The following is a 24,066-nucleotide window of genomic DNA, read 5'->3' as shown; positions in this document are numbered from 1 at the left end:
GCAACGGCCCAAGCGGTTAATCATGACGTTCGGGAATACCACTGCGGTGCTGGTATCCGTCTGGTACCTGTCGGCTATCCGTCGGGCATTCGCATGCGTATGGTTTTAAGCGGTTGTTAAGTTAACGTGGCGTTCGCAGAGACAATGGACCCAAAGCAGCCATACCGCTCATGTGCAGTGAGGGTCCGGGTGGAGCCCAATGCAGACAGGACAAGTCCCCAGGCAGAGAAATCGGCTGGTCGGGTATTTCCGTGCAACTGGTCGGTAGGTTTGTGTTTCAAACCAATCAATCAAAATCAAATCTCGTATGTTTGCAGGTCTTCGACAATGCCGGTCTCGCCGCTGAAGCGCGCAGTCAGGTCGGCGTGGGCCTTTGCATGTCCGTCCTCGCTATCCATGTGAATTCGAAAATGGCTAAGGAAGAGCCGTTTGACACCTGCACTTTCTGCCATGTCCGCCACCTGACCCGGGTCCGGGCTAAAGGCCATTAGGGCGGGGTGCAGCTCCTCGCCTGACCCGCGATAGCACCAGTGCAACAGGAAATCCGCGTCGCGGCACAACTCGGCAATCTCGGGGTTGATGCCCGTATCGCCGGAGTAGACGAACTTTCGCCCCGCGGTCTCGACCGCAAAGCCCAGGCATTCCAAGATCGGCTGTGCGTGGGTGGCGCGCGCCGATGACAACTGCCAGCCATTGCCCTGATACGTGAATCCTGGTTCGATTTCGGTCACTTCCGGCGCGGGCCACGGGCGCGGCAAGGTCCCGCCACGTGCAACCCAGACCTGCTGACTCTGCGGCAGTTCGGTGCGGGCGCGCAGGTCGTTGTTCAGCACCCCATTGCGACCGAAATACCCCTCGGTGATGTCTATCAGCGGTTTGGGACCAAACACTTTCATCGGCGCCGCCCCCTCATCCCACGCGGCATGGACCAGACGGGCGTAATCCATCATGTGATCGGTGTGATAGTGGGTAAAGAACAGGTGCGTGATATCCGACGGGGTTCGCCCCGACCGCACGAGGTTGTCGAACACCCCGCCACCGCAATCGAACAGGATCACATCGTCGCCGATTTCCAGCAAGTACCCCGACGACGCGCGCCGAGCGTAGGCCTCGGGGGATCCCGATCCGAGAATGGTCAATTTCATGATTTGGCCTCCGGTGGTGGCGTCGCCCCCGGCGCGCCAAGTTTCAATGCCGCCTCGCGCCCGCCATGGCTGGCAATCAATTCAGCCTGATCAGCAAAGGCCTGGGCATCGACGGCTTCGGGATCGAGAATGGCGCGCAAAGCAGTCTCCATCTCGGTCAGCGTTTCGGCATGGATCGGATCAGCCGCCAGATCGGTCAGCTCTTCTGGATCGTCCCGCATATCGTAAAGCTCGGAGGCAAAGCCGACATAGTAGTTCAGCTTCCAACGCCCCTTGCGCAGCATGAACGCGCCCGACACCGCACCCGCCGCGTGGTATTCGCTCAGGATCGGGCGCTCTGGGTCGTCCTCTGCCTCTGCAATCCTTGCCAGCGAAACCCCATCCCCTTCGAACTTCAACCCAAAATGATCCGGTACCGTGGCCGAAATGTCGAGCAGCGATACCGGTGTCTCGCATGTCCCCGGCGCAATTCCCGGTCCGGCCATAATCAATGGAACCGCAACGCTCTCCTGGTAAAGGTTCGATTTTCCCCAAAGCCCGCGTGCACCGACATTGTCGCCATGATCCGAGGTGTAGATCACCGTGGTGTTGTCACCAAACCCCGCAGCGCCCAGCGCCCCAATGACCTGGCCAACATTGTGATCAAGCCAACTGCACAGCCCATAGTAGGACGCCATCGCCGAAAGACGTTCTTCGGTATCCTTGAACCGGGTTTCGCTGTCCATCATGACGTTCTGCTTCTCAACCCAAGGGTGGCGGGCATGGCCCGCGTCAGGGTGCAGTTTGACCGGTGGCAGGCGGTCCAGCGGGTAGAGGTCATAGAATTCCTGCGGCACGATCAACGGGAAATGTGGCGCGACCAGACCGACATAAAGACACCACGGGCGGTCATCCCCCGATGCGGCACGCTGGGCAAACCATTGCCCGGTGCGTTCGGTCACGGCGGCATCGTATTCGGTGTATTTCGACTGTCCCGGCCCGATGTATTCGCCCAGCATCCGGCCACCTCCGGGTGGGCCGACCCGTTCATCCTCCTTGCGGATCGAGGCCCAGACCATGCCGACGCCATTCACAACCTGCATCGGGATATGTTCGGTATCAAACCCCGCCGGATCTTCGTGATGCCGGTAGTGCAGCTTGCCGATGCTCTCCACCGGCACGCCCGCATCCTGAAGCCTGTGACCCCAACCTTTGGGTTCGCCGGTATAGGGCATCGCGTTGTCCCACAGCCGGTTCACATGCACATAGCGCCCCGAGGCAAACGCCGCCCTTGCCGGCACACAGATCGGCGACGGCGTATAGGCGTCGGTAAAGCGCATGCCGCGCGCCGCCAGCGCATCCAGATTGGGCGTTTGCACGAAGGGATGCCCGGCACAGCCCATGGCGCGCGCCTGGTGTTCGTCGGACATGATGATCAGGAGGTTGGGTTGCGTCATTGCGGACCTACCGTTCCGCCAGTTGTTCAAGCTTGTCCATCGCCCGGAACAGGACCTCGCGTTCCTGCGCGGTCAGCCCCTCGGAGAAATCCAGCTGCCTCTGGCGCATCGCGGGCCGCGCACGTTCGAACATCTCGCGCCCCTCATCGGTCATGCTGACGATATGGGCGCGGTGATCCGATTCGCTGGCCTCGACACGAATCAACCCTCTGGCCGACATCGTCTTGATGGCGCGGCTCAGCTGTCCCTTGTCCATCACGATCTCGCGCCCGACACGCGCCGGCGTTGTCGGTCCAAGGTAGTCGATCAGCACCAGAACGCGCCATTGCGTCTGCGACAGGCCACCATTTTCACCAAGGACTCGAATGGCTTGGGCATTCATCTTGGCATTCAGGCGGGTCAGCCTGTAGGTCAGCATCTGCCGCAGCGGCACGTCGTAAATGCCGGGTTTCGGGGCGGGATTGGCGCTCATTTTCGGGTCCTCCTACAGCCTATCGCTGCATGAATTTAGTTGATAGGTCAACTTTTTTGTTGACCGGTCAACTATATTTATCGTTCCATGAGGCCAAGCACGCAAACAGGGAGGACACACCATGAAACGCATTTTCAAAACCGCCATATCCACGGCTGCCGCGGTCGTTCTGGCCGGCTCGGCCTTCGCATCCGATTGGACCCCGCCGGGCCCGATCAAGCTGATGATCGCGTTCAAGGCAGGCGGCGGGGCAGATACCCAGGCACGGCTGATCGCCGAAGACCTCGAGGCCAAGATGGGTTGGAAGTTCATCCCCGAGCAGGTGACTGGCAAGGGCGGCATGAACCTTGCCATGGCGATCAAGGATCAGCCCAACGATGGTAGCGTGATCGGCATGGTCGTGACCGAAACCCTTGGTTACAACATGAAGGTGGCAAATGCGGGTGTAACCCCGTCGGACTTCACCGCCATCACCACCACTGCCGGGTTCCAGATGGGTGTTGTGTCACGCAGTGAAAAGGGCTGGAAAACCTTTGACGAAATGATCGCCGCAGCCAGGGAAAGCCCGCTCCGTTTTGGCGCAATGAGCCCCAAGCTGGCCGATCTGGCCTATCTTCTCGGCAAGGCACAAGGCGTCGAGTTCAACATCGTCAACGTTAAAGGCGGCAAGGGCGTAATGAACGGTGTCAACGCGGGCGATCTGGACCTTGGCTTCATGGCTGGCATCCAGCGCAAAGGCGTTGCCGCGGGCGATTTGGTCAACCTGGCTTCGGCGCTCAGCGCGCCGCTGGTTCAAACGCCTGACGCGCCGACATTTGCCGATCTGGGCGTGAAGTTCAGTGCCGATGGCTATTTCCTGATCGTTGGCCCAGGCGGCATGCCTGCCGAGGCCCGCGATGCGCTGGCCGCAGCCATTGGCGAGGTGATCTCTACAGAGGGCATGAAGTCGAATGGCATGATTTCCAAGGCCTTCGGTGGCGCTGCCATTATCGCCGGGGACGACGCTCAGGCGCTTGTCGAAGGCGATTTCGAAGCTGCGGGCGCTCTGCTGCAGGCGGCCTCCGAGTAATCAAAGGTCAATGGGCCTCGCAAAGATGTTGCGGGGCCTTTTTCTTCAGCCAAAGGCGCGGGGTACCCCATGCGTTCCGTTGACCGTGCAAATCTCATCCTTGGACTGGGCACCGTGGTTGCTGCCTTGCTGGTCGCCTTTGTCTGGGTGCCCGCCGACGTGACCACCGGTGTGATCGAAAAGGTCCGCCGTCAGGTGACGATTGGCGACGCCCTTGCCCCCATGCTGGCCGCCGGTTTCATCGGACTGGGCGGGCTTCTGGTCATCGTGTTCGAGCGCCCCGAAAACGCCCGCCGCATCACCTGGCGCAACATTTGGTTCCTTGCAGTGTTCCTGATCATTGTCGCTCTTTCTTTTGCAATCATGCGCTGGCTTGGACCGGCCATGGCCAGTTTGATCATGGACTCGGGCTATCGCCCCCTGCGTGACACGGCGCCGTGGAAATATGTCGGGTTCCTGGTTGGAGGAGCAGGCATGATCACGGCGCTGGTCAGCTTTGTTGAAGGCCGGGTCACCTGGCGCGCCGTACTGGTCGGTCTGGCGGCGGCCATCGGGTTGATCGTGGTCTACGATCTGCCGTTCGACGACCTGCTTTTGCCACCCAATGGTGACGTCTGATGGGCTGGTTCGACTATGTCTGGCTGGGTATTCTTGCGGTCTTTCAAGGCCCCGAGATGTTTTCGGTCCTGGGCATCTCCATTCCCGTCACCCTCGTAATGATCCTGATGGGGTTTCTCATGGGGATCGCCGTTGGTGCCACGCCCGGACTTGCCGGGCCCATGGCCATGGCGGTGGCGCTGCCGATCCTGATCTCGATTTTTGGTTTTTCACCCGATGCCCTGTTGCCTGTCATGGGATTCCTGCTGGGCATCATGAAAGGCGCCACCATTGGCGGCGCGGTGCCCGCGATCCTGTTCAACACGCCCGGCACACCCGATGCCTTTATGACCACGCTCGACGGTTACCCGATGACCAAACAGGGTCAGGCGCGCAAGGCCCTCCGGGTCGCGCATTTTTCCTCGGCGTCGGGCGACACGTTCTCAGATATCGTCCTGATCCTTTGCGCACCTTTCCTGGCGGTGGTGGTGGAGCGCTACCTTGACCTGCCGGAAAAGACCGCGCTTCTGATCCTGTCACTTGCCTTTATCGCTGCCGTGATCGGTGGTTCGGTGGGCAAGGGGTTGATCTCGCTGGGTCTGGGTTTGCTGGCGGCCTATGTCGGTACAGGCGAGGATTTCTATCCCCGCCTCAGCATGGGCAGTCAGACCCTGGCCCAAGGGTTCCCCATTGCGGCCGTTGTTCTTGGGGTTCTGATCCTTGGCGAAGTGTTCAAGAGCATCGAAGACCTCTGGCAGGAAAAACGCAAATCTGGCGCGATTGCCCAGATTGAGCAAAAGGGCGATCAAAAACTGCACCGGGCCGACATTCGCCGACTGTTACCCTACATATCCCGATCGGCCGTGATCGGCACCACGATTGGCGCCTTGCCCGGCATCGGATCAACGCTTGCCGCGACCCTGGGCTATACCACCGGTCGCGCCACCCATGCCCGCAAGGGCCGTACCCCGGCCTTTGGTCAGGGCGCGCCCGAGGGCATCGCCGCAACCGAGGCGGCCAATTCCTCGGTGTCCGGCGCCAACCTGATACCGGTCCTGTCACTTGGCATTCCCGGCAACGCGGCAGCAGTGTTCCTGATCCTGGCCGCCGAGACGATCGGCGGGTTCAACCCGGGCCCGTCGGTGTTCCGCTTCACCGGGAACGAGGTGAACCCGGAACTGGTCATCGCCTTCGGCCTCTTCACGTGCATGATGTTCGCCAACCTTCTCAACTGGACCATCGGCGGGGTCTTCATGCGGTCGATGGGCTTCATGAGCCGTATTCCCAAGCACATCCTGTTGCCGGTCGTCCTGCTGCTGACGCTGACCTCGATCTATGTGCAGGAAACCCGGATGGCGGCATTGTGGTTTACCATCGGGTTCGGCGTTCTCGGCTACCTGATGCGCCGCCTGGGCATCTCGCCTCTGCCCTTCATCATCGCCTATATCCTTGGCGCCAAACTGGAAGAAAGCGCCCGTCAGGCCTTTGCCTCCACCGGTGGCGATGCCTGGTTCCTGTTCACCAGCCCCGTTTCCATCACCTTCATGGCGCTCACCGTTCTGGTGGTCACACTCTCTCTACGCAAACCCAAAGAGGCCAATTCATGACCCGCCCCAATATCCTTTTGATTTCGGCTGACCAGCAACGCGCCGATTGCTTTGGCTTCATGGGGCGCAAGATCAAAACCCCCCATCTCGATCAACTGGCCGCAGATGGCACCCATTTCACCGCCTGCATCACCCCATCTGTCGTCTGCCAACCGGCACGGGCGTCGATCCTGACCGGGCAGCTGTGCCGCACCCACGGTGTGCATGACAATGGTATCGATCTGAGCCCGGAAGTAGGCGAAAAAGGCTGGGCCGGGGCTATGGCCAAGGCCGGCTATCAGACCAGCTTTTTCGGCAAGGCGCATTTTTCCACCTACCACACCTATGACCCCACCGGCACGCCCGAGTGTCTGCGCTCGTCGGCCCAATATGGCCCGGGTTGGAACGGACCCTACATGGGGTTCCAGCATCTTGAGCTGATGCTTGTCGGCCATAACTGGTGGGCCCCCGAAAAACCGCCCGGTGGGCACCATTACGAACGTTTCTACCATGCTGACGGACGTGGTGATGAACGCACCAAGCTGATGTGGGAAAACGCCGGTGATACCAAGGGTGCGGCGCAGGTCTGGCATTCGAAATTGCCCACGGCGTATCACAACACCACCTGGACCTCGGACCGGTTCATCGAGTGGATGAACCACGGGCGTGACGCCGACAAACCGTTCTGCACCTGGGTCAGCTTTCCCGACCCGCACCACCCGTTCGACTGCCCCGAACCCTGGTCCCGCCTGCATGACCCGGCCGAGGTCGACCTGCCGGAAAACCGCACCCGCAATTACGAAGGCAAGCCCTGGTGGCACCGGGCCGCGATAGAAGGTGAACCGGCGGACAAGAAATACGCCGATGTGCGCAAGCAATACTCCCGCATCCAACCGCAAACGGATGAGCAACTGCGCGAGATCATCGCCAATACCTATGGTCAGATTTCCTACATCGACCATGAGGTCGGACGCATGCTGATTGCGCTGCAACAGGCCGGATTGGATGAAAACACCATTGTCATCTACATCAGCGATCACGGCGACTGGCTGGGCGATCACGGATTGATCCTGAAAGGGCCGATGCATTACGAAGGTCTGTTGCGTGTGCCGATGATCGTGCGCGGACCCGGCGTGCGCAAAGGCGCTTCGGTGGATCACCCGATCTCGACCCTGGATCTTGGCCCAACCTTCTATGACTATGGCACGGCGAAACCACTTCAGACCCAGCATGGGCACAGCCTGCGCCCGCTTCTGGAAACCGCTGACGCCACCCGCGAGTTCGCGCTGAATGAATGGGGGCTTGGCCCGGGCCGCGTCGGGGTCGCGCTAGAGCTCAGAACCGTCCGCACCCGGACCCACAAAATGACGATCGATCTCAATTCAGGCGCCGGTGAACTCTATGATCTGGAAGCGGATCCTAACGAGCAGAACAACCTGTTTGATGATCCTTCAGCGGCTGAGACCCGCTCGCTGCTGAATAGCTTTATCGCCACGCGGGCAGATGACATGCGACCCGATCAGGTGGCGGTAGGCACGGCGTGATGGATTAGGCTTCCCCGAGTTTTTGTTCGGGAGACGTTTTGACCAAGAAACCTATCATCGAAAACGGGCGTTGCGATGACGTTACCCGCTGTTCTTATGCTGTTCACCGATCATGGAAGAAATGTACCGCAATGTCTGTTTTGTCCGCATTTCGAAGCCTGGTGCCAAATGCGGCAAGGGTGGTTCAAGGTTCAGCCCACAACCCTGCGCGACTCTCGTGACTGAAACCCGCTGCCGGGATGGCCTGTTTCCGACAGGAGGTGTCGCCAATTGGCAGGCGATGGTGGGATTGGCACCGCCATGATCGGGAGGACCAAGGTGAAAGGGCGGATCATGGCACGGGACACATCACGCAAGCGCGGCGGCGGACGGGCAGGCGGGCGCGCCGGTAAGGCGGCGCGGCGCGGCAGCGAGGTGATCGAGCAGATGCCTTGGAACCCGCCGCGCCGGGTGGACCCGCCGGTGGAGCCGCTGAACGAGGAGGGTGTCGCCGCGCTGCATGAGGGCGCAATGCGGATTCTCGAGGAGATCGGGATCGAGATTCTCAATGCCGAGGCGCTGGAGATTTTCCGCGAGGCGGGCGCGATCATCGACGGGGAAAACACCCGGATCGGGCGTGACTTCATCATGGAAATGCTGAGCCATGCACCGGAAAGCTGGGACCTGACGCCACGCAATCCCGAGCGCAGGATCACTGTGGGTGGCGACACGATGCTGTTTGGCAATGTCAGTTCGCCGCCGAATTACTGGACCATGGATACGGGTCGGAAAATCCCCGGTACAAGAGCGATGTGCGCCGATTTCATCAAGCTGAGCCAGTATTTCAATTGTATCCATTTCATCGGCGGCTACCCGGTGGAGCCGCAGGACATTCACGCCAGTATCCGCCACCTGGATGTGCTCTATGACAAGCTGACGATGAGCGACAAGGTGGTGCATGCCTATTGCCTCGGCAAGGAGCGGGTCGAGGACGTGATGGAGATGGTGCGGATTGCCGGGGGGCATTCGCATGACGAGTTCGAATCCGGGCCGAAGATGTATACCAACATCAACTCGACCTCGCCGTTGAAGCATGATGAGCCGATGCTGGATGGCTGGATGCGGCTGGCGCGAGCCAACCAGGGGCTGGTGGTGACGCCGTTCACCCTGGCCGGGGCGATGGCGCCGGTGACGATGGCGGGGGCGGTTGCGCAATCGCTGGCCGAGGGGCTGATCGCGGTGGCGCTGGCGCAGTATATCCGGCCGGGCGCGGCCTGTGCGATCGGGACGTTTACCTCGAACGTGGACATGAAGTCGGGCGCACCTGCCTTCGGCACGCCGGAATACATGCGTGCGACCCAGATGACAGGGCAGATGGCGCGGTTCTACAAGCTGCCGCTGCGCTCCTCGGGCGTGTGTGCGGCGAACGTGCCGGACGGGCAGGCGATGTGGGAGACCAGCAATTCGCTCTGGGCGGCGGTGCAATCCGGGTCGAACCTTGTCTACCACGCTGCTGGCTGGCTGGAGGGCGGGTTGATTGCCAGCCCGGAGAAGTTCGTGATGGATTGCGAGCTGTTGCAGCAGATCCAGCGCTATATGGACCCGGCAATCTGTGCCACCACGCCGGAGGACATAGCGCTTGATGCCATCAAGGAAGTCGGCGCGCAGGGGCATTTCTTTGGCCTGCAGCATACCCAGGACCGGTATACCACGGCGTTCTACCAGCCGTTCCTGAGTGATTGGCGTAACTTTGAGGCCTGGGACCAGGCGGGTGCGGTGTGGACGCCGGAGCGGGCGCATGGGCTTTACCGTCGGATCGTTGACAGTTTCGAGGCCCCGGCGATGAACGAGGGCATTCGCGAGGAACTGGCAGCCTTCGTGGCAAAGCGCAAGGAAGAGGGCGGGGCGCCGACGGATTTCTGAGGCTATGTTATCAAGCGGAGCGCTGTCGCGCACAGGATAGTATCCGTTCAGGCCACGGAGGCCTTGGGGGCGCCGCCCCCAAACCCCCGGAGTATTTCTGGCAAGATGAAGGGCCGTTTCCGGGGCTGACCCAGATCAAAGGACGTGTGTCTGGCTTTCGTGTAGGGTGGACGGGTAACACGAACTTGGGGCTGCATGGGCGAGACAAGTGGTATTCTGACGGCTTTGGGCGGAGTGGGGTTGTTCCTGCTTGGCATGGTGCTGATGACCGAGGGTCTGCAGGGGCTGGCGGGGCAATCGTTGCGCCGGGTGCTGAGGCGATTCACCAAGACGCCTTTGCGCGGCGTGGCGGCGGGGACGATGGTGACCGCGCTATTGCAGAGCAGTTCGGCCACGACCGTCACCGTGATCGGCTTTGTCAGCGCCGGGCTGCTGACGTTTTCGCAAGGGTTGGGCATCGTCTTTGGCGCCAATATCGGCACCACCTTCACCGGCTGGTTGGTGGCGGTGCTGGGGTTCAAGCTGGAGTTGGAAATCGCGGCGCTGCCGGTGGTGTTCATTGGCGGGATGATGCGGCTTTTCGGCGGAAGGCGGGTTGAACTGGCTGGTCGGGCGTTGTCGGGCTTTGCGCTGCTCTTCCTTGGTATTGCGCTGATGCAGCAGGGCATGGCGGGGTTGAGCGATGTGCTGACGCCCGAACAGATGCCCGGCGATAGCATGTGGGGACGGGTGCAACTGGTGCTGTTGGGCGCGGCGATCACGGCGGTAACGCAAAGCTCCAGCGCCGGCGTCGCAGCGGCGCTGGTGGCGCTGGATGCCGGGGCCATCGGGCTGAGACAGGCGGCGGTAATGGTGGTGGGGATGAATATCGGCACCACGGTCACGGCTTTGCTGGCGACACTGGGCGGGTCGGTGGCGGCGCGGCAGACCGGGGTGGCGCATCTCTTGTTCAACCTGATGACCGGGGTTCTGGCCTTTGTGCTGCTGACCTTTGGCGCGGGGCTGATCGAGTCACTGGCGGGCAGCGGCGACGTTGCGGCGGAGCGCTACGCGCTGGTGATCTTCCACACCGTATTCAACGTGGCGGGCGTGGTTCTGGCGCTGGCGCTGCTGGATCCGTTCATCGCAGTGATCCGGCGGTTGGTGCGCGAGGTGCGCGAGCCGCTGGTGTCGCGGCTGGACCGGCAATTGCTGAGCCATCCGGGCGCGGCGGTCGATGCCACCTGTGCCACGGTCGAGGATCTGGCGCGGCACATGTACGGGCTGTTGGCGGCGCGGCTTTCTACCAAAGGGGCCGCTGATGGCGATGGCAAGCAGCTGCGCCAGGGGCTCAGGGCGCTGGATGCAACGCGGTCTTATGCCGAGAAGATCAACGCCGCAGAGCTGACCGGCAATGTCCTGACGCGCTATCTGGATATCTTGCACGCCTTGGACCACCTGGCGCGGCTGGGATATCGCATCACTCAGGAGGACCGCGCGCGTGGTGTAAAGGCAGATTTTCGGTTGCGCCGACAGGCACAGGTGCTGCGCAAGGCGCTGGTGGGTAATTTGAAGAAGAAGCATGTCGGACAGCGGGCCGGACGGTTCGACTGGCTGCAGGAGTCGTTTCGCCGCGGTCAGCGGAACTTCAGAACCAAGGTTCTGGAACAGGCGGTCGAGGCCGGGGACGGGGACAGGGCCGTTCTGGGGATCGGTCAGGCGAGCGAAGAGCTTTCGACGGGTCAGGCGATCGCGCTGATGGACGCGGCGCGCTGGCTGCATAGGGTCAGCTACCATGTCTGGCGGATCGAGCATCATCTCGAGCGGATTGGCCGATCGCGCCACGAAGCCGTGCCAAGCGCTGCCCGTAAGGAAGCGTTGGAGGACGTGCGGGCAGACTGATCGGACCGCGTGTCAGGGCTTGCGGAAATTTGCCGACAATTGAGAATATTGAGGGTTTGTTAAGCGCCGCCGCGCCATGCTGATCGGCAATTGGAACACGGGTGGACCCTGCACATGCACGGACTGGTCAACAGGACGATCCAACGGTTTGTGGCCGACACTTACGGCATTGGTTGCTGGCAGCGGGTTGTCCATGCCGCCGACCTCGGCTTTACCGAGTTCGAGGCCATGCTGGTCTATGAAGAAGCCCTGACCGATCGGGTGTTGCAGGCCGCCTGTGTCGAGTTGGAAAAGGCCCGTGATGAGGTTTTGGAAGATATTGGCACCTATCTGGTCAGCCATCCCAACGCCGAGGCCGTGCGGCGGTTGTTGCGGTTCGGCGGCGAGGATTTCGTCGAATTCCTGCATTCGCTGGATGACCTGCCGGACCGGGCCCGGCTGGCAGTGGCCGATCTGGACCTGCCGCAATTGGAATTGCGTGAACATGCCAGCAATCGATTCAGCCTGACAGTCAGTGCGCGGATTGGCGGTTTCGGCCATGTGATGATCGGTATGCTGCGCACCCTGGCGGATGATTATGGTGCGCTGGTGCTGCTGGATCATCGTGGCGGTCAGCGCGGGTTCGGAGTGGTTGATATCACCCTGATCGAGGCGGGCTATGCCTCGGGCCGGCATTTTGAGTTGGGCGCGGGGGCGGCCGTCAGTCGGGAGGCAGGCTAGGCCATGGACCAAATTGACGCCTGGAGTCCGATTTTTGACACGCTGTGTCCGATGCATGTCATCGTCGATGACAGTGGCCACATACTGCATGCTGGGCCGACCCTGCAGAAACTGCGGCCGGATGAGCCGATGGCAGGCCAGCGGTTCTTGGAACTGTTCGAGCTACGCCGGCCACGCGACGTCCGCAACATGGGCGAGTTGTTGCGGGCCGGCGGCTTGAAATTGCAACTGAGGTTCCGCGAGGGGCGCACGACCGCGCTCAAGGGGGTGCTGATGCCGTTGCCCGGGGATGGGATGGGTTGCGCGGTGGTGAACCTGTCCTTTGGTATCTCGATCCTGGATGCGGTGCGCGATTACGAATTGTTGGCGGCGGATTTCCCGGCCACTGACCTGACCATTGAAATGCTCTACCTGGTTGAGGCGAAATCGGCGGCGATGGACGCATCGCGCAAGCTGAACACACAGCTTCAAAGCGCAATGATCGCAGCGGAGGAACAGGCGTTCACCGACACGCTGACCGGGCTCAAGAACCGCCGGGCGATGGATCACGTGCTGGAACGGATGATCGAATCCGGGCGGCCTTTCGCGGTGATGTACATGGATCTTGATTTCTTCAAGGCGGTGAATGACACAATGGGTCACGCGGCGGGCGATCACGTGTTGCAGCAGGTGGCACGGATCATGGTTGAAGAAACCCGGCAAGATGACACGGTGGCACGGGTAGGCGGTGACGAATTCGTTCTTCTGTTCGACGGGCTGATTGATCGCAAGCGGCTGGACATCACCGCGTCGCGCCTGATCAAGCAGTTGGAGCGGCCGATTGCGTTCGGTGACCAGACCGCGCAAATCTCGGCCAGTGCAGGCACCGTGCTATCCAGTCACTACGACAGGCTGGATGCGGCGCAAATGCTGGGGGACGCTGACCTTGCGCTCTATGCCTCGAAACACAAGGGCCGGGCTTGTCACACGTTTTTCTCCCCGCAAATGCGCGAAGATGAAGGGGGGAGCGATCGCGCCAGTGGCCGGACCTGAGGCAGAGCGTGAGGATCTTGATGGCGAGGATGAGATGCGCCATTGACCGGGTCGTTGGTTGAGGTCACCTGCACAGACCCCTAGAGTGCCCGAAAAACGTGGAAAAGGGCAATAATGATGCGCAGGGTAAAGCTGGCCGGTGGCCTCATCGACGTGTCCGAGTTGTGTCTCGGCTCGATGACATGGGGCACGCAGACGCCCGAAGACGGAGCGTTCCGACAGATCGACATGGCGCTGGAACATGGTGTCGATTTCATCGACACGGCGCATATGTACCCGGTCAACCCGGTGAAGTTTGAAACCTTGGGGCGGACCGAGGAAATCATCGGCAATTGGTGTGCCTCTTCGGGAAGGCGAAACGAGGTTGTGATCGCCACCAAGCATCTGGGTGAAGGTTCGGCGGCGATTCCTGGGGGCACGCCGCGGATCACGCCGGAAACCGTGCCCGAGGCGGTCGAGGGCAGTCTGAAGCGATTGCAGACCGATGTGATCGATCTGTATCAACTGCACTGGCCCAATCGCGGCTCATACATGTTTCGCAAGAACTGGACCTACGATCCGCGCAGTGAAAGCCGCGAGGCGGTGAATGGTGAGATCGATGACATCCTTGGTGCCTTGGCGCGCGAGGTGGAAAAGGGCCGCATCCGCGCCTTTGGCCTGTCGAACGAAAGCGCCTGGGGCACGGCACAGTGGCTGGCCGGGGCCGAGCGGACGGGCGGACCACGGGTGGCGACGATTCAGAACGAATACTCGCTGCTCTGTCGGTTGTTCGATACCGACTGGGCCGAGCTGAGCGTGATGGAAGATGTGCCGCTCTTGGCGTTTTCACCTCTGGCGACGGGGCTGCTGACGGGGAAATATCAGGACGAAGCAATGCCGGACGACTCACGCATGGCGGTGGCCAGAGAGAAGACCGGTTCCACCGACCTCGGGGGGCGGGTGACACCGAGAGTGTTTGATGCGGTGGCGGCCTATCTGGACATCGCCATGCGTCATGGGCTGGACCCGGCGCAGATGGCGTTGGCCTGGCAGTTGACGCGGCCGTTTACCTGCATTCCGATCTTCGGAGCAACGACGATGGATCAGCTTGAAGTCGCATTGGGGGCGGCGGATGTGACTTTGACGGATGAAGTTCTGGACGAGATCGACACGGCGCATCGGGCGCATCCGATGCCTTATTAAGTGTGTGGCAATGCCGGTGGCGGTGGGCTGACGCCCGTCCTGCGTGGGATTTTGCTCACCACGCATCGACATAGCGCGGCCCGGGATGGCAGGGCCCGGCAGAGTCGAGCGCCCGCGTGATCATCTCGCGTGTTGTAGCCGGGTCGATTACGGCGTCGAATTCCAGCAGGCTGGCGGCGTTGAGCGCCTTGCCACGTTCGTAAAGCTCGTCGACGAGGCGCTGGTATTCGGCTTCGCGTTCGGCGGGATCGGCGATCGCGGCAAGGTGGTCGCGTGCGCCCAGACGCACCGCGCCTTCGAGACCCATGGCGCCGATTTCACCGGTGGGCCAGGCGCAGCAGTAATGCGGCCGGTCCAGCCCGCCGCCGGCCATGGCCATGGCGCCCAGCCCGTAGGCCTTGCGCAGGATCACGGTGACAAGCGGCTGCGCGAAATGTGCACCGGCGAGAAACAGCCGCGAGATATGGGCGACCTGGCCGGTTTCCTCGACCGCAGGGCCGACCATGAAGCCGGGTGTGTCGCAGAGGGTAACAACGGGGATGCCCCAGGCATCGCAGAGTTGCAGAAACCGCGCGGCCTTGTCGCCTGCGGTGGCGTCGATAGCGCCGCCCAGGTGCAACGGGTTGTTGGCGAGAAGGCCCACGGCGCGCCCCTGAACGCGGGCAAAACCGGTGATCATGCCCGGGCCGAAGTCGCCGCGTAGCTCAAGAAAGCTGTCGGCATCCGCCATCGTACGAACGGCGACGCGCATGTCATAGGCGCGGGTGCGGTCGGCGGGGACGATGTCGCGCAGGGCGGGGGTTTCCTTGCTGGTCTCTTGCGAGCCCGTCTCGGAGAGGCCGAGGAGGGTTTTCGCGGCGATGACGGCCTGTTCTTCATTGTCGCTCAGAATGTCGATGACACCATTGGTTGATTGGACGTCCGATGGGCCGATCTCGGTTGGTTTGACGACGCCCAAGCCGCCGCCTTCGATCATCGCCGGACCACCCATGCCGATCCAACCGCGATCGGTGGCGATGCGGACATCACAGACCCCGAAGAGCGCGGCATTGCCGGCAAAACAGAACCCGGCGGCGATGCCGATCTTGGGGCCTTTGTGGGCGGCGAAGTGGCGGAACGAAGTGACATTGAGCCAAGCCGCCATGATATGGGCGACGTCATAATCGTTGGGCCGCCCGCCGCCGCCCTCGGCAAACAATACGATGGGAAGGGCATCGCGGCCGGCAACTTCGATCAGGCGGTCCATCTTGCGATGGTGGTTAAAGCCCTGGGTGCCGGCCAGAACCGTGTAGTCGACCGCCATGGCGGCAACACGTCGTCCGTTCACGGTGCCGATGCCGCAGATGATACCATCGCCGGGGGTGCGGGCCTGCAGCTCGTCCAGCGGGCGGCGCGACCGCTGGGCGGCGACGGCCAGGGCGCCATATTCGGTAAAGCTGCCCTCGTCGAACAGGTCGGCGATGTTTTCGCGGGCGGTGCGCAGGCCCTGGGCGTGGCGTTTGGCCACCGCTTGCGCGCGGGCGTCGTCGGAGATGAGCGCCATGCGGGCGGTGAATTCGTCAAAATCCGGGCGGGCGGTATCGGGTTCAGCGGCGGCCGGGGCGGCAAGGGTGGCGGGTTCGAGGGTGACCAGGGGCGTGCCCTTGTGCAGCTCGTCCCCCGGGATCACATGCACCTCGGTCACAATGGCGTCATGGGGCGTGCGGATGTCGTGGCGCATCTTCATCAGTTCGGTGGTCAGGATCGGGGTGCCCTTGGTGATCTCCTGCCCGGGGGTGACGTGAACCTCGGCGACAAGGGCGGCATGTTCTGCGGTGATGATTGGCATTGTCGCTCTCCTGATCTGTCGGGTGATGGTGCGGACGGGAGCGTTGGATTTCAACTGCAACGTGGCGACAGAACGGAAAACGCCCCGTCCGTTGCCAGGCGGGGCGTTTCACGTAGGGTGTGTGCTTGCACGCACTTTACCCGATGGTGGCCGCTTTCACGTCCTCGTCGATGTAGGGCAGGTATTGCTCGAAATTATCGGCGAACATGCCCACCAGCTTGGCTGCGGCGGCGTCATAGGCGTCTTTGTCTTCCCAGGTCGAGCGGGGATCCAAAAGACCGGCGTCAACACCCGGAACCGTCACCGGTACGTCGAAGCCGAAATTCGGATCCTTGCGGAAGGTGGCCTCGTTCAGCGAGCCGTCCAGAGCGGCGGTCAGAAGCGCACGGGTTGCCTTGATCGGCATCCGCGAGCCAACGCCGTGGGCACCGCCGGTCCAGCCGGTGTTGACCAGCCAGCAGGTTGCGCCATGGGTGGCGATTTTTTCACGCAAGAGGTTGCCATAGGCCTCGGGGCGGCGCGGCATGAAGGGCGCGCCGAAACAGGTCGAGAAGGTCGGCTGCGGCTCGGTCACGCCACGCTCGGTTCCGGCGACCTTGGCGGTGAAGCCCGAGAGGAAGTGATACATCGCCTGTGCCGGGGTCAGCCGGGCGATGGGAGGCAGCACGCCGAACGCATCACAGGTCAGCATGATGATGTTTTTCGGGTGCCCGCCAATCGCAGTGTCCGAGGCATTCGGGATCGCTTCCAGCGGATAGGCGCAGCGCATGTTGGCGGTGAGGCTATCGTCGTTGAAGTCGAGTTCCTTGGTCTCTTCGTCATAGACCATGTTCTCGATTACGGTGCCGAACATCGAGCAGGTGTTATAGATTTCCGGCTCGGCCTCGGGGTCGAGACCGATGGTCTTGGCATAGCAGCCGCCCTCAAAATTGAACGCGCCGGTGTCGGACCAGCCATGTTCGTCGTCGCCGATCAGGGTGCGGGCCGGGTCGGCCGACAGCGTGGTCTTGCCAGTGCCCGACAGGCCGAAGAACACGGCGGTGTCGACCGGGTTTCCGGCAGCGTGATTGGCCGAGCAATGCATCGGCATGACACCTTTTTCCGGCAGCATGTAGTTCAGCAGGGTAAAGACCGATTTCTTGTTCTCGCCGGCATATTCGGTGCCGCCGATCAGGATAATCTTGCGGTCGAAATTCATCGCGATCACGGTTTCGCTGCGGCAGTCATGCCTGGCCGGGTCGGCCTGGAAGCTGGGGCAGTTGATGACGGTGAAATCCGAAACGTAACCATCAAGCGCCTCGCGCGACGGGCGGCGCATCAGGTGACGGATGAAGAGGTTGTGCCAGGCCAGTTCCGAGACGAACCGCACGTTGATCGCAAATTCGGGGTCGGCACCGCCAACAAGGTCCTGAACATAATAGTCCTTGCCCTTCATGTGGGTGAGCATGTCTTCGTAAAGAACGTCAAAGCCTTGTTCCGACATTGCGGCGTTGTTTTCCCACCAAATGCTGTCAGCCACCGATGCGGTCTTGACGACATGCTTGTCCTTGGGCGAGCGGCCGGTGAATTTGCCGGTGGACACCAGAAAGGTGCCGCCATTGCCGAGATGGCCTTCACCGTTCTTGAGCGCGGCTTCGATCAGCGCGGGCTCCATGAGATTGTAGCTGACATTGCCCAGCCCCGCGATGCCTTGATCCTCGAGCCGGAAGTTCGGGTTTACCCGTCCAGATGTCATGTTTCAATTGCTCCTGATATGCCCGCGTATGGCGCGGATCCTGGTCCTTGGTCATGTCTTGCGATCCGGGCACAACACCCGGTCGACCGAAGCCCGACGGGCCCGGTGCGGCCTCATAACATGGCCTGAGCAAATGGGAACAGGATGGTTTTGCCGCAGTTAGCGCAACCACACCGGTTTTAGCGCAACCAGTTTCCGATCTGAAACAGAATGTGAGGCAATTTAGCCATTCCTAAGCGTTTTTCGCGTCACAATCGTGGGGAAAACCCGGCTGATTCGCAGTTTGGGATTGATTGTAAAGAGGAAAAAGGGGATTGTGCCTGAAAAAACAGGCATAACGAGCAGCAATAAGGACAATTATAATGTCGAAAATCGCCCTTGTGGACGATGACAGGAATATTCTGACATCGGTGGCCATGACCCTTGAGGCAGAGGGATTTGAGGTCGAAACCTATCACGACGGCCAGCAGGCGCTGGACGCGTTTAACCGAAAACTACCCGATATGGCGGTTCTGGATATCAAGATGCCGCGTATGGATGGAATGGACCTGCTCCAACGTTTGCGGCAGAAAACCACTATGCCGGTGATTTTCCTAACCTCGAAAGATGACGAAATCGACGAGGTTTTGGGCCTGCGCATGGGGGCGGACGATTACGTCAAGAAACCCTTCAGCCAGCGTTTGCTGGTGGAACGTATCCGGGCGCTGCTGCGTCGCCAGGAAGCGGTGGATGGCGATATCGTCGGGGACACCGAAGAAACCAAGGTGATGGATCGCGGCGATCTGCGGATGGACCCGCTGCGTCACTCGGTGGCCTGGAAGGGCAAGGACGTTTCGCTGACCGTGACCGAATTCCTGTTGTTGCAGGCACTGGCCCAGCGTCCCGGTTTTGTTAAAAGTCGCGACCAGCTGATGGACGTGGCGTATGACGATCAGGTCTATGTCGACGACCGCACCATCGACAGCCATATCAAGCGCCTGCGTAAGAAGATGCGCAGCGTCGACCCCGAGTTCTCGGCGATTGAGACGCTTTACGGGATCGGATACCGTTACAACGAAGAGTGACGGCGCAGAGTAGCAGCCGCGGGCAGGAAGCCTGATCGAAAGGATCGACGTGCGCGACATGGTGGCAGACCGTGATGGTGACATTGTTCTGGGCGACGATTTCGTCGCCCCGAATGCCAATGTTGACGACGAGATGCGCGTCAGCCGCGAGAACCGCGGCTTTTTCTCGTTGCGCCGGTCGCCGCTGGCGCGGAAGATCATCACTTTCAACCTGATTGCCCTGAATATCCTTGTCGCCGGGATCTTCTTTCTCAACTCGTCGCGCGACGGGCTGGCCATGCAACGCACTCGCGGGTTGGTGAGCGAGGCTGAACTGATTGCCGACACGTTCGAAGTGCAGATGCAAGGCGTGGCACCGGTCAACATTGCTGCCGGTGACGGGATCAACGTCAATGCCACGCTGCGCGGTCTGGATATGCGCCGCGGTGTGCAGGTCTTCCTGTTCGATACCTCGGGTACACTGGTTGGGACGGCCGGCGGGCGCGGGATCAAGGGCCTGGTCGATGACGTCGATGAAGGCACCAACACTTATCTGACCGATGGTCTGTCCTGGCTGTGGGAAAAAAGCGCCGGGTTCTTTGTTGGCGACAAGCTGGCCAAGCCGCTGATTGCGGTTGAAGATCAGGCGCGCGACATGGTGGCTCCGACGCTTGTTAACGGTCCGCAGCTTGCCCCGGGCAGCGAGGGCGAGGGCCGGGTCTACATGGTCTCAACGCCGGTGATGCAGGGCAGTGCGACAGTGGCGGTGGTGGCGCTGGCCTCGACGAGCGGTGAAATCGACCGGTTGGTTCGGGCCGAGCGCGAGCGGGTGCTGCGCATGTTCGTGGTGGGCATTGTGGTGTCGATTGGGCTGAGCCTTGTTCTGGCCTCGACCATTGCCAACCCGTTGAGCGACCTGGCAGAGGCGGCCGAAATTGGCCGCGACAAGGACAACCGCCACAAGAAGGCGGGCGGGCGTATTCGAATTCCCGACCTGACCGCGCGGCCTGATGAGGTTGGCCGCCTGTCCGGGGCATTACGCGGCATGGTGAGCGCGCTTTACGATCGGATCGACGGCAACGAACAATTCGCCGCCGACGTGGCGCACGAAATCAAGAACCCGCTTGCCAGCCTGCGCAGCGCCGTGGGCAGCCTGCGCATGGTCAAGAAAGAAGAGCAGCGCAACAAGCTTCTCGATGTGATCGAGCATGACGTGCGCCGCCTGGACCGGCTGGTCAGCGACATCTCGAATGCGTCGCGTCTGGATAGTGAACTGGTCAAGGAAGAGCAGGAGAGCTTTGATCTGCTGAAGATGCTGGGCAACCTGTGCCAGTTCCTAGGCGAGGATGCCAGTTCCAAGGGGGTCGAGTTCATCACCGACCTGCCGAGCGAACCGATCATCATCGACGGGCTCGAGGCGCGGTTGGCGCAAGTCTTTGTCAACCTGATCACCAACGCGACCTCGTTCTGCGAGGATGGCGATGCCATTCGTGTATGGGCCAGGCAGCGGGAGAACCGGGTGCTGGTGGTGGTCGAGGATACCGGTCCGGGCATCCCGGAAGAGGCGTTGCAGAAGGTCTTCAAGCGGTTCTATTCCGAGCGCCCCGAGGGTCAGTTCGGCAACAACTCGGGCCTTGGCCTGGCGATTTCGAAACAGATCATCGAAGCCCATGACGGTGTGATCTGGGCTGAGAACATCCGCCCGACGGATGCCGACATCACCAGCGATCCACTGGGCGCACGTTTCGTGGTTGGTCTGCCGGTTTGACCGGCAACAATGATTTGCCACAGTTCCTGTGCAGGTAGGTCTTGATGCAAGATGACATCATTCACGGCAGTTGTGTCGCCCATGGTGGCAAGGCGGTCTTGATCCTTGGTGCGTCGGGGGCCGGAAAATCGGGCCTGGCGCTGGAGTTGATGGCGCTGGGCGCCACGCTGGTGGCCGATGACCGGGTGATGTTGTACCGCCAAGCTGAAACGCTCATCGCCCGGGCTCCGGAGGCGCTCAGAGGTCGGATTGAGGCGCGTTTTGTCGGCATTCTCAATGCCCGTACCGAGGACGAGGCACCGCTGGAGCTGATCGTGGACCTGGATCAGAAAGAGCGCGATAGATTACCCCCGTTTCGCAGCAAGGAAATCCTCGGGATTTCCCTGCCCGTGCTTCACAATGTCGATACCGGATGTTTTCCGGCAGCGATTCTTCAATATCTCAGGGCTGGACGTAGCGATTGAGACTGTGACCGATGGAAGGTTTGGTGGATGCAATCCGAAGCAGGCAACATCCGAAACGAACGTGAAACACTGGCAGCCCCGCGCTGTGTGATGGTTACCGGACCGTCGGGGGCCGGTCGGTCAACAGCGATCCGGGTGTTGGAAGACCTGGGGTATGAGGCGATCGACAACCTGCCGCTGAGCTTGTTGCCGAGGCTGTTGGACGGCCCGGATCACGACCGCCCGCTGGCGCTGGGCATAGACACGCGCAACCGCGAGTTTTCGGTGGCGGCTGCCATCGAGGCAATCGACGGGTTTGATGAGCGTTACGGCAGGCCGCTGGAGCTGTTCTATCTCGATTGCCGCGAAGATGTTCTGCTACGGCGGTTTTCCGAAACCCGCCGCCGTCATCCGATGGCTCCGGCGGAAAGTCCCGCCGAAGGAATCGCACGCGAGTTCGACCTGCTGGTGCCGATCCGGGCACGGGCCGACATTCTGATCGATACGTCTGAAATGACCCCGCATGACCTGCGCGCCGAGGTTGAGCGCTGGTTTGCGCCCGAGGCCGGGCGGGGGTTGGCGGTGTCGGTCAACTCGTTCTCCTACAAGCGCGGGTTGCCGCGCGGCATCGACATGGTGTTCGATTGCCGGTTCCTGAAGAACCCCTATTGGGAAGAGAGCTTGCGCGCCTTGAACGGCACCAATGCCGAGGTTCGTGACTACGTAGCCGGGGATGTCCGTTACGAGGCGTTCTTCGACCAGGTGCGCGGATTGGTTGAAATGCTGCTGCCGGCCTATTCCGAGGAGGGCAAGGCGCATCTCAGTATCGGGTTTGGATGTACTGGCGGGCAACACCGGTCGGTAACGTTGGCAGAAAACTTGGCCCGGACCCTTGCGGAAGCGGGCTGGCAAGTGTCAATTAGGCATCGCGAGTTGGAACGCCGCAGGGCGGCAAAAAAGGCGTAACCGGAAGGGAACGAGCTTGATCGGTATCGTGATCGTTGCACATGGCGGGCTGGCCAGGGAGTACCTGGCCGCAGTCGAGCACGTGATCGGGCAGCAGAAAGGCGCACGTGCCGTGGCGATTGCCGCCGATTGCGACCGGGCCAAGAAACAGCGTGAGATTTGCGAGGCCGCCAACGAGGTCGACCAGGGCGATGGTGTCATCGTGGTAGTGGACATGTTCGGCGGGTCGCCTTCGAACCTGGCGCTGATGGCCTGTGCCCAGGACAACCGTCGTATTCTTTACGGTGCTAATCTGCCGATGTTGATCAAGCTTGCGAAATCCCGCCACTTGACCGTGGCCGAAGCGTCAAGATTGGCGATGGACGCCGGACGCAAGTATATAGACAGCCAGACGATCAGCGCCGACTCGTGAGCCGCATGACCCAAATTTCCCGGAACAACGACACATGACCGAACTGACCATACGCAAGCTGAACATCATCAACGAAAAGGGCCTGCATGCCCGCGCGTCGGCCAAACTGGTCGAGGTGGTCGAGGGATTTGACGCCCATGCCGAGATCAGCCGGGATGGTTTGAGCGCTAGCGGCGACAGCATCATGGGGCTTTTGATGTTGGCAGCGCCGAAAGGAAGCACTATTGACGTGCAAACGTCCGGACCGGACGCCGAGGCCCTGGTCGACGCGCTGGAAGCGCTGGTGGCCGACCGGTTCGGAGAGGACAGCTGAGGCCAGGGTGAGACACCCGGGCAAGGCCGACAAATGGGGATGACCGGTTGGTAGAGAGTTACCGGGACAGCATGGAAGTGGCAGATACGCCGCTTGAGGGCAGTGAGCCTGAGGTCATTCAGCATGACCGCCGGTCGCTGACCTATGCCAACTCGTTTGACAGCCGGATGAAATCGACCGTGATCCGAAGCATCGAATGGCTGACCGGCAAGCTGAGCATCATCCGCATGGTGCGCAAGTTCGAGCGGATGGGCGCCCCGCGCGGTCAGGCGTTCTGGCCAGCGGCGCTGGACGTGATGGGGATCGACCGTCAGACTCCGCAGGAACAGTTGAACCGCATTCCCAAGGAGGGACCGGTGGTGGTGGTGGCGAACCACCCGCATGGGCTGACCGATGGGATGATCTTGGCGGATCTGATCGGGCGCGTGCGCAATGACTATCGTATCCTGACACGCGCCTTGTTGACCGGCATCGACGAGGTGGCCTCGAGCTACATGATCCCGGTACCGTTCCCCTATGAGCCGGATGCCCAGCAGAAATTTGTTGAGATGCGTCGCGAGGCGATGTCGCATCTGAAAAATGGCGGGCTGGTCACGCTGTTCCCGTCCGGCGTCGTGGCCTCGTCCGACACGATGTTCGGCCCGGTGATCGAACGCGAGTGGAACGTGTTCACCGCCCAGATGATCCGGCGGTCCGGCGCGCAAGTGGTGCCGATCCACTTCCGCGGGCAGAACACGCGGACCTACCAGATTGCCAACCAATTGTCGGCGACGGTGCGCCAGGGCCTCTTGCTGCGCGAGATCATCAAGAGCTGTAACAAGCCGCATTCACCGGTGGTGGGCCATCCGATCGACGATGAACAACGCACGATGCTGGAGAGCGACCCGCGTGGCTTTATGGCCTGGCTGCGCGAGCATACGCTGTCGTTGGAAAAGTGATCCGCAAGGTGATCCGGATGCGCGCTACGGTGCAAGGATAATCAGATAGTGGAG

21 protein-coding genes are annotated in these 24,066 nt (G+C 61.3%); 16 read left to right on the top strand and 5 right to left on the bottom strand.

The annotated features are described in order from the left end of the window. Positions 1-296: 296 nt before the first annotated feature. The 3 genes from RXV86_RS06985 to RXV86_RS06975 are packed head-to-tail and all read right to left on the bottom strand — an operon-like array spanning position 297 to position 3,053. Positions 297-1,145, bottom strand: coding sequence for an MBL fold metallo-hydrolase (locus RXV86_RS06985; protein WP_316298665.1), 849 nt, complete (start codon positions 1,143-1,145; stop codon positions 297-299). Beyond that, positions 1,142-2,581: a sulfatase-like hydrolase/transferase gene (locus RXV86_RS06980; protein ID WP_316298663.1), complete on the bottom strand. Its 1,440-nt coding sequence runs from the start codon at positions 2,579-2,581 to the stop codon at positions 1,142-1,144. The genes RXV86_RS06985 and RXV86_RS06980 overlap by 4 nt, the downstream gene beginning before the upstream one ends. Positions 2,582-2,588: 7 nt before the next feature. After that, positions 2,589-3,053 carry a MarR family transcriptional regulator gene (locus tag RXV86_RS06975; RefSeq protein WP_316298662.1) on the bottom strand — a complete coding sequence of 155 codons (465 nt, stop codon included), beginning with the start codon at positions 3,051-3,053 and terminating at the stop codon, positions 2,589-2,591. Positions 3,054-3,174: 121 nt separating this feature from the next. Here RXV86_RS06975 and RXV86_RS06970 point away from each other — a divergent pair, with 121 nt between their 5' ends. From RXV86_RS06970 to RXV86_RS06930, 9 genes are all read left to right on the top strand, one after another. Continuing rightward, positions 3,175-4,122 carry a tripartite tricarboxylate transporter substrate-binding protein gene (locus RXV86_RS06970; protein ID WP_316298660.1) on the top strand — a complete coding sequence of 316 codons (948 nt, stop codon included), beginning with the start codon at positions 3,175-3,177 and terminating at the stop codon, positions 4,120-4,122. Positions 4,123-4,191: 69 nt separating this feature from the next. Further along, positions 4,192-4,740 (top strand): hypothetical protein, encoded by a 549-nt coding sequence (locus RXV86_RS06965; protein WP_316298659.1) that lies wholly within the window; start codon positions 4,192-4,194, stop codon positions 4,738-4,740. Beyond that, complete coding sequence (locus RXV86_RS06960) at positions 4,740-6,326, top strand: tripartite tricarboxylate transporter permease (RefSeq protein ID WP_316298658.1); 1,587 nt, start codon at positions 4,740-4,742, stop codon at positions 6,324-6,326. The genes RXV86_RS06965 and RXV86_RS06960 overlap by 1 nt, the downstream gene beginning before the upstream one ends. After that, a complete protein-coding gene (locus RXV86_RS06955) occupies positions 6,323-7,849 on the top strand; it encodes a sulfatase-like hydrolase/transferase (RefSeq protein WP_316298656.1) in 1,527 nt (508 codons plus the stop codon). The genes RXV86_RS06960 and RXV86_RS06955 overlap by 4 nt, the downstream gene beginning before the upstream one ends. A gap of 333 nt (positions 7,850-8,182) precedes the next feature. Then, on the top strand, positions 8,183-9,751 hold the full coding sequence (locus tag RXV86_RS06950; protein ID WP_316298654.1) for a trimethylamine methyltransferase family protein: 1,569 nt from the start codon (positions 8,183-8,185) through the stop codon (positions 9,749-9,751). Between the two features lie 195 nt (positions 9,752-9,946). Then, positions 9,947-11,632 (top strand): Na/Pi symporter, encoded by a 1,686-nt coding sequence (locus RXV86_RS06945; RefSeq protein ID WP_316298652.1) that lies wholly within the window; start codon positions 9,947-9,949, stop codon positions 11,630-11,632. 114 nt (positions 11,633-11,746) lie between these two features. Beyond that, on the top strand, positions 11,747-12,352 hold the full coding sequence (locus RXV86_RS06940; RefSeq protein WP_316298651.1) for a heme NO-binding domain-containing protein: 606 nt from the start codon (positions 11,747-11,749) through the stop codon (positions 12,350-12,352). A 3-nt stretch (positions 12,353-12,355) separates the two neighbouring features. Next, the gene (locus RXV86_RS06935; RefSeq protein WP_316298648.1) at positions 12,356-13,384 is read left to right on the top strand and encodes a diguanylate cyclase; all 1,029 of its coding nucleotides are present in this window, start codon (positions 12,356-12,358) and stop codon (positions 13,382-13,384) included. Positions 13,385-13,501: 117 nt separating this feature from the next. After that, positions 13,502-14,566, top strand: a complete 1,065-nt coding sequence (locus RXV86_RS06930) for an aldo/keto reductase (RefSeq protein WP_316298647.1) — start codon at positions 13,502-13,504, stop codon at positions 14,564-14,566. Positions 14,567-14,621: 55 nt separating this feature from the next. Here the strand turns inward: RXV86_RS06930 and RXV86_RS06925 are convergent, their stop codons facing one another. Then, positions 14,622-16,394 (bottom strand): carboxyl transferase domain-containing protein, encoded by a 1,773-nt coding sequence (locus tag RXV86_RS06925; RefSeq protein ID WP_316298646.1) that lies wholly within the window; start codon positions 16,392-16,394, stop codon positions 14,622-14,624. Between the two features lie 136 nt (positions 16,395-16,530). Further along, on the bottom strand, positions 16,531-18,129 hold the full coding sequence (locus tag RXV86_RS06920) for a phosphoenolpyruvate carboxykinase (protein WP_316298645.1): 1,599 nt from the start codon (positions 18,127-18,129) through the stop codon (positions 16,531-16,533). Positions 18,130-18,491: 362 nt separating this feature from the next. On the opposite strand from RXV86_RS06920, the gene RXV86_RS06915 reads away from it, so the two are divergent. From RXV86_RS06915 to RXV86_RS06885, 7 genes are all read left to right on the top strand, one after another. After that, entirely contained in the window at positions 18,492-19,193 is a 702-nt protein-coding gene (locus RXV86_RS06915; RefSeq protein ID WP_316298644.1) for a response regulator transcription factor, read from the top strand. A gap of 58 nt (positions 19,194-19,251) precedes the next feature. Next, entirely contained in the window at positions 19,252-20,940 is a 1,689-nt protein-coding gene (locus RXV86_RS06910; protein ID WP_316298642.1) for a sensor histidine kinase, read from the top strand. A 44-nt stretch (positions 20,941-20,984) separates the two neighbouring features. Continuing rightward, positions 20,985-21,404 (top strand): HPr kinase/phosphatase C-terminal domain-containing protein, encoded by a 420-nt coding sequence (locus tag RXV86_RS06905; protein ID WP_316298640.1) that lies wholly within the window; start codon positions 20,985-20,987, stop codon positions 21,402-21,404. Between the two features lie 27 nt (positions 21,405-21,431). After that, positions 21,432-22,349 (top strand): RNase adapter RapZ, encoded by a 918-nt coding sequence (gene rapZ, locus RXV86_RS06900; protein ID WP_316298638.1) that lies wholly within the window; start codon positions 21,432-21,434, stop codon positions 22,347-22,349. 16 nt (positions 22,350-22,365) lie between these two features. After that, positions 22,366-22,761, top strand: a complete 396-nt coding sequence (locus RXV86_RS06895) for a PTS fructose transporter subunit IIA (RefSeq protein WP_316298636.1) — start codon at positions 22,366-22,368, stop codon at positions 22,759-22,761. A 34-nt stretch (positions 22,762-22,795) separates the two neighbouring features. Next, a complete protein-coding gene (locus RXV86_RS06890) occupies positions 22,796-23,074 on the top strand; it encodes an HPr family phosphocarrier protein (RefSeq protein WP_316298634.1) in 279 nt (92 codons plus the stop codon). Positions 23,075-23,145: 71 nt separating this feature from the next. After that, complete coding sequence (locus RXV86_RS06885; protein ID WP_316300196.1) at positions 23,146-24,012, top strand: lysophospholipid acyltransferase family protein; 867 nt, start codon at positions 23,146-23,148, stop codon at positions 24,010-24,012. Positions 24,013-24,066 lie beyond the last annotated feature (54 nt).

The organism is Aliisedimentitalea sp. MJ-SS2 (assembly GCF_032586155.1).
In the GTDB taxonomy this organism is placed as follows: Bacteria; Pseudomonadota; Alphaproteobacteria; order Rhodobacterales; family Rhodobacteraceae; genus JAWHTC01.
The sequence above is the reverse complement of the archived record's forward strand: the minus strand, read 5'-3'. Positions and strand labels throughout refer to the sequence as shown.

Coding starts and splice junctions, on each gene's coding strand:
- RXV86_RS06985 (WP_316298665.1), bottom strand. CDS start 1,145: ATGAAATTGACCATTCTCGGATCGGGATCCCCCGAGGCCTACGCTCGG.
- RXV86_RS06980 (WP_316298663.1), bottom strand. CDS start 2,581: ATGACGCAACCCAACCTCCTGATCATCATGTCCGACGAACACCAGGCG.
- RXV86_RS06975 (WP_316298662.1), bottom strand. CDS start 3,053: ATGAGCGCCAATCCCGCCCCGAAACCCGGCATTTACGACGTGCCGCTG.
- RXV86_RS06970 (WP_316298660.1), top strand. CDS start 3,175: ATGAAACGCATTTTCAAAACCGCCATATCCACGGCTGCCGCGGTCGTT.
- RXV86_RS06965 (WP_316298659.1), top strand. CDS start 4,192: ATGCGTTCCGTTGACCGTGCAAATCTCATCCTTGGACTGGGCACCGTG.
- RXV86_RS06960 (WP_316298658.1), top strand. CDS start 4,740: ATGGGCTGGTTCGACTATGTCTGGCTGGGTATTCTTGCGGTCTTTCAA.
- RXV86_RS06955 (WP_316298656.1), top strand. CDS start 6,323: ATGACCCGCCCCAATATCCTTTTGATTTCGGCTGACCAGCAACGCGCC.
- RXV86_RS06950 (WP_316298654.1), top strand. CDS start 8,183: ATGGCACGGGACACATCACGCAAGCGCGGCGGCGGACGGGCAGGCGGG.
- RXV86_RS06945 (WP_316298652.1), top strand. CDS start 9,947: ATGGGCGAGACAAGTGGTATTCTGACGGCTTTGGGCGGAGTGGGGTTG.
- RXV86_RS06940 (WP_316298651.1), top strand. CDS start 11,747: ATGCACGGACTGGTCAACAGGACGATCCAACGGTTTGTGGCCGACACT.
- RXV86_RS06935 (WP_316298648.1), top strand. CDS start 12,356: ATGGACCAAATTGACGCCTGGAGTCCGATTTTTGACACGCTGTGTCCG.
- RXV86_RS06930 (WP_316298647.1), top strand. CDS start 13,502: ATGCGCAGGGTAAAGCTGGCCGGTGGCCTCATCGACGTGTCCGAGTTG.
- RXV86_RS06925 (WP_316298646.1), bottom strand. CDS start 16,394: ATGCCAATCATCACCGCAGAACATGCCGCCCTTGTCGCCGAGGTTCAC.
- RXV86_RS06920 (WP_316298645.1), bottom strand. CDS start 18,129: ATGACATCTGGACGGGTAAACCCGAACTTCCGGCTCGAGGATCAAGGC.
- RXV86_RS06915 (WP_316298644.1), top strand. CDS start 18,492: ATGTCGAAAATCGCCCTTGTGGACGATGACAGGAATATTCTGACATCG.
- RXV86_RS06910 (WP_316298642.1), top strand. CDS start 19,252: ATGGTGGCAGACCGTGATGGTGACATTGTTCTGGGCGACGATTTCGTC.
- RXV86_RS06905 (WP_316298640.1), top strand. CDS start 20,985: ATGCAAGATGACATCATTCACGGCAGTTGTGTCGCCCATGGTGGCAAG.
- rapZ (WP_316298638.1), top strand. CDS start 21,432: ATGCAATCCGAAGCAGGCAACATCCGAAACGAACGTGAAACACTGGCA.
- RXV86_RS06890 (WP_316298634.1), top strand. CDS start 22,796: ATGACCGAACTGACCATACGCAAGCTGAACATCATCAACGAAAAGGGC.
- RXV86_RS06885 (WP_316300196.1), top strand. CDS start 23,146: ATGGAAGTGGCAGATACGCCGCTTGAGGGCAGTGAGCCTGAGGTCATT.